Raw genomic sequence first — 4,702 nt, 5'->3', positions numbered from 1 at the left:
TTTGATTATCTTTTGCTTTTCACTTTTTTACACCTCTGTTTTTTATCCCCGGAACTCAGCGGAGGCTCCGGTTTTCCATATTGCGAACCGATGATTACATCATGCCGCCCATACCGCCTGCGGGCATAGCAGGCATGGCGGGAGCATCGGATTTCTTCTCCGCCAGCACGCATTCGGTGGTCAGGAACATCGAAGCGATCGAAGCGGCATTCTCCAGCGCAACGCGCGACACCTTCGTCGGGTCGATGATACCGGCCTTCAACAAGTCTTCATACTTGTCGTCGCGGGCGTTGTAACCGAAGGCATCCTTGCCCTCCTTCACCTTGTTGACAACGACCGAACCTTCGCCGCCGGCGTTCTCGACGATCTGGCGCAGCGGCTCCTCGATCGCACGTTTCACGATCTGGATACCGGTCGTCTGGTCTTCGTTGGCACCCTTCATCCCTTCGAGGGCCGCCGTAGCGCGGATGTAAGCCACACCGCCGCCCGGGACGATACCCTCTTCGACAGCGGCACGGGTCGCAGCCAGTGCGTCGTCCACGCGGTCTTTCTTCTCCTTCATCTCGACTTCGGTAGCGGCACCCACATAGAGTACGGCCACACCGCCGGCCAGTTTGGCCAGACGCTCCTGGAGCTTCTCCTTGTCGTAATCCGACGTAGCCTTGTCGATCGAGGAGCGGATCTGAGCCACGCGGGCTGCGATCTCCTCCTTCTTGCCGGCACCGTCGACGATCGTAGTGTTCTCCTTGTTGAGCGTCACCTTGTCGGCCGTACCGAGCATCGTAAGGTCGGTATCCTCCATCTTCATACCCTTGTCGGTCGAGATCACCGTAGCACCCGTCAGGATGGCGATATCCTCGAGCATCTCCTTGCGGCGGTCACCGAAGCCCGGAGCCTTGCAGGCGGCGATCTTCAGCGTACCGCGCAGCTTGTTGACCACGAGCGCCGACAGCGCCTCGCCGTCCACGTCCTCGGCGATGATCAGCAGCGAACGGCCGCTCTGCGCCACCGGCTCGAGCACGCCCATCAGCTCCTTCATCGTCGAAATCTTCTTGTCGGTAATCAGGATGTAAGGCTTCTCGAGCTGTGCCTCCATCTTCTCGGGATCGGTCATGAAGTAAGCCGAGATATAACCGCGGTCGAACTGCATACCCTCTACGACCTCCACATGGGTCTCGGTACCCTTGGCCTCCTCGACGGTGATCACGCCTTCGTTGTTGACCTTGGCCATCGCCTCGGCGATCAGCTTACCGATCGTCTCGTCGTTGTTGGCCGAAATAGTGGCCACCTGCTCGATCTTGTCGAAATCCGAGCCCACCTCCTGGCTCTGCTTGCGCAGGGACTCGACCACTTTGGCCACGGCCTTGTCGATGCCGCGTTTGAGATCCATCGGATTGGCACCGGCCGTCACGTTCTTCAGGCCTACGCCGATGATCGACTGTGCGAGCACCGTGGCGGTCGTCGTACCGTCGCCGGCATCGTCGTTGGTCTTCGAAGCGACCTCGCGTACCATCTGGGCGCCCATGTTGGCGAAAGCGTCTTCGAGCTCCACCTCCTTGGCCACCGTCACACCGTCCTTGGTGATCTGCGGCGCACCGAATTTCTTGTCGATGATCACATTACGGCCTTTGGGGCCCAGCGTCACCTTCACTGCGTTCGACAGCGCATCGACACCCTCCTTGAGCAGTTCGCGCGCCTCAACATTATATTTGATATCTTTTGCCATAACTTTATATTTTATATTCGTTCATAAGCTTATCCCCGGAGTCCCCCATTTCAAAGGGATTTTCAGAGGGAATGTAAAAATTTCGAGGTCATGACGACCGGTTATCGTCAGATAATCGCCAAAATATCGTTCTGCTTCATGATCAGGTAATCCACGCCGTCGACCTGGATCTCCTGCCCGGCATACTTGCCGTAAAGTACCTGGTCGCCGACCTTGACTTCCATTTTGACCTCCGAAGTACCGGGGCCCACAGCGACTACTTTACCTGCCAGCGGTTTCTCCTTCGCCGTGTCGGGGATGATCAGTCCGCCGGCCGTTTTCTCCTCCGCGGGATTCGGGAGGACGAGTACACGATCCGATAATGGTTTTACATTCATAGCTTTTCAGTTTTTAGTTTATTATTGAATAGTTTGTTGCGCGTTAGCACCCATAGTCCCATCAATAGATGTGCCAACCGTTTTTTGGCAGACGCCAGGTGACAAAGGTACAGTCCGGCCTGCCATTTTGTCACCCGGGGCATTTTCCCGAAGATTTTTCACCGTTTTTTTTGCACGGACAAAAAAAGTGTATTACATTTGCATCCCGATACGACCGTTCGACGGTCACACGGTGGATGTAGCTCAGTCGGTTAGAGCGTCGGATTGTGGTTCCGAAGGTCGTGGGTTCGAGCCCCATCTTCCACCCGAAAAGGTCTTCGAAAGAAGACCTTTTTTGTTGGCAGATAGCCGCAAATCAGCGCAAACAATCCTGTATATCAACGACATGCGGAATTATTTCGTTTTCAGGCCATTGATAAAACGCTCCGAACAGCTTATCGGACGGGAAATGCAGAAGATCGGCCAAGTGTTCGCCGCGGCAAACTGAACGGCGGTAAATAAGGAACCGGGCATCGGAGCAGTTAATGGCTCCGATGCCCGGTTGCCTATCAAAAATCTACTCCGCACTTTGGCTACAGCAGTTCGGTGCCGCAGGGAAAGACCTGCATGGGGTACGGTTCAGCAACCGTTTCATGCGACAACTATTTTTCCGGCGTTTTATATCCGATCAGCCGGGGCTGCTTGCGGGCCTGCGGGGTTTTGACAGACAGGGCGGCGATTGCCTGATAGATATTGTCCAATTCCTTGCGCATATCTTCCGACAGATCGTTTATGGCTTCGGCGTTGTCCTCGTCGGTACGTTCGAGCAAAGCCAGTTTCGCGCGGATTTCGGACAGCTCGGCCGTCAGTGTCGTCGTTGTAGTGATGTAGTTGCGCATGGCGACAAAGGCCCGCATGACAGCGATATTCACCTGAATAGCGGCGTCACTTCTTAATACGCTCGAAAGCATGGATACACCTTGCTCGGTAAAAGCAAAAGGCATATATCTCGTGCCTCCTTTGTTTGAGGTCACAATTTGTGACCTCAAACTGTCTTTCAATGAGTTATACTCATCTATGGTTATTTCAAACATGAAATCCGCGGGGAATCGTTCGATATTACGGCGTACCGCCTGTTTCAAAACTTTTGTTTGAACTTGGTACAGTGGTGCCAGGTCGAAGTCGAGCATCACGCGCTGGCCGCGGATTTCGTAGATTTTATTTTGGATAAGGGTTATATCATTCATAAGTTCGGGTTGTGGGGGCTGATTCTGGTGTCGGCAGTTATTTCCATTTTGGAAACAACTGCTTTTTCGTCAAGTTCGCGGCTGTCGAAGATATTTTTCAGGTGCTTGCTGATTGCAGGGACTTCCACGCCGAAAATTTGAGCCATTCCTTTCTGGGTCGTCCAAATGGTTTCGGCGTCGGCGTCGGCAATTACCTGTATGCTGGTTTTGCCGTCCTCCGAATTGTAAAACAGAAAATTCGTATAGGCTTCAATTTCATTTGCCATAGTAGCGGTTATTTGTTTTTCTGCCGGGCGTAGTAGTCGATCTGCGCCGTGCAGACCCGTTCCACGATGTCGCGCAGGCGTTCGACTTTCGGCAGCAGCGCGTCGATGTCCTCTTTCGTTATTTCAAAATCGGGATTATAGCGGGATTCGACATAAGCCCGTTCCAAAAGTTTGAAAAGTCGTTCTTCCTCCGGCGTGTCGCGTGGAAACGCTTTGAATATTTCGGTCGTAAACCGCTTGCAGCGATTCATCAATTCAGTAAGTCTGTGTTCTTTGGGGCTATATAAAGTAAATACTAATTCTATTATACGCAAAAGATTTTCTGTGGCTTGATGCAAGTTAAATGAAGCCATTTTATAATTCTTCCTATTATAAGAATCAATATTTAAAAGAATGAACTCAATCGCTTTCGGTTTGAAATTGTCATCATAATATTTCTGCGCCCGCTCCTGAATCTCGTCGAAATTCAACTTGCGGCGGCGGGCCAACTTGTATTCACCCGAATCATACAGAATAATTCCCTGTCGTTTTATCTCCGTTTCGAAATAGTGGGCTTTTGAGAGCGCATAGTTGAAGTCGTCTATCCCGTAATTGATAAATTGGGGCTTGGTATGGAAAGGTCTGTTCTTGTGCTGAAAAAAAGCGTCGGCAATTTTGTCATACAGCGAATACTCAATCGCCCCGATTGGCTTGCGCGTCAGGATCAGTATGTCGTAATCGCTCATAAAGTAGGTCGGTACGCCGAACTCGATGCGCTGGTCGTAATCGACATGGGTATTCCGGGCATAACTGCCGTACAGGATAACCATGCCGACATCCTTTATGTTCCGGCGAACCAGATCGACAAGCTGTTTCAGGTCGTTCCGTTTATTTTCGGGTAAGAAGTTGACGCTCTTTTTCATAACTACAAAATTATGAAAAAAGTTGGTAAACCGCTTTGACCTGTCCATATTTTCGCTATATTTGCTTATCATTCCTGCAAATAGTCTGCAAAAGTTTCCCAAAAGGGGTGGCACGAAGCCACTTAAAAGAAACTAAAACAGACGATTATGCGGAATTATCAGAACTCGGCATAGCCGACGGACATAACTATAAAGGGTAAACAAC

General features: G+C 51.4%; 5 protein-coding genes and 1 tRNA gene. 1 reads left to right on the top strand and 5 read right to left on the bottom strand.

All coding sequences use genetic code 11. From position 1 onward, the window contains the following. Window positions 1–94: 94 nt before the first annotated feature. Window positions 95–1,726: a chaperonin GroEL gene (gene groL, locus QVP03_RS03055; RefSeq protein WP_022332149.1), complete on the bottom strand. Its 1,632-nt coding sequence runs from the start codon at window positions 1,724–1,726 to the stop codon at window positions 95–97. Window positions 1,727–1,833: 107 nt separating this feature from the next. After that, entirely contained in the window at window positions 1,834–2,103 is a 270-nt protein-coding gene (gene groES, locus QVP03_RS03050) for a co-chaperone GroES (protein WP_010264892.1), read from the bottom strand. Window positions 2,104–2,334: 231 nt separating this feature from the next. On the opposite strand from groES, the gene QVP03_RS03045 reads away from it, so the two are divergent. After that, window positions 2,335–2,410 (top strand) — tRNA-His (locus QVP03_RS03045). Window positions 2,411–2,744: 334 nt separating this feature from the next. Here the strand turns inward: QVP03_RS03045 and QVP03_RS03040 are convergent. Genes QVP03_RS03040 through QVP03_RS03030 form a run of 3 tightly spaced genes read right to left on the bottom strand, consistent with a single transcriptional unit; the run spans window position 2,745 to window position 4,497 of the window. Then, window positions 2,745–3,329: an ORF6N domain-containing protein gene (locus QVP03_RS03040; RefSeq protein ID WP_153918847.1), complete on the bottom strand. Its 585-nt coding sequence runs from the start codon at window positions 3,327–3,329 to the stop codon at window positions 2,745–2,747. Beyond that, window positions 3,326–3,595: a toxin-antitoxin system toxin component Fic family gene (locus QVP03_RS03035; RefSeq protein ID WP_022332146.1), complete on the bottom strand. Its 270-nt coding sequence runs from the start codon at window positions 3,593–3,595 to the stop codon at window positions 3,326–3,328. Before QVP03_RS03035 ends, QVP03_RS03040 begins: the two co-directional genes overlap by 4 nt. An 8-nt stretch (window positions 3,596–3,603) precedes the next feature. Next, on the bottom strand, window positions 3,604–4,497 hold the full coding sequence (locus tag QVP03_RS03030) for a HEPN domain-containing protein (protein WP_141405248.1): 894 nt from the start codon (window positions 4,495–4,497) through the stop codon (window positions 3,604–3,606). Window positions 4,498–4,702: the final 205 nt, after the last annotated feature.

Origin of the sequence: Alistipes sp. CAG:29, assembly GCF_000435435.1 — a bacterium.
GTDB lineage: Bacteria > Bacteroidota > Bacteroidia > Bacteroidales > Rikenellaceae > Alistipes > Alistipes onderdonkii.
Note: the sequence above shows the minus strand (reverse complement) of the source record. Positions and strands in the feature narration are given on the sequence as shown.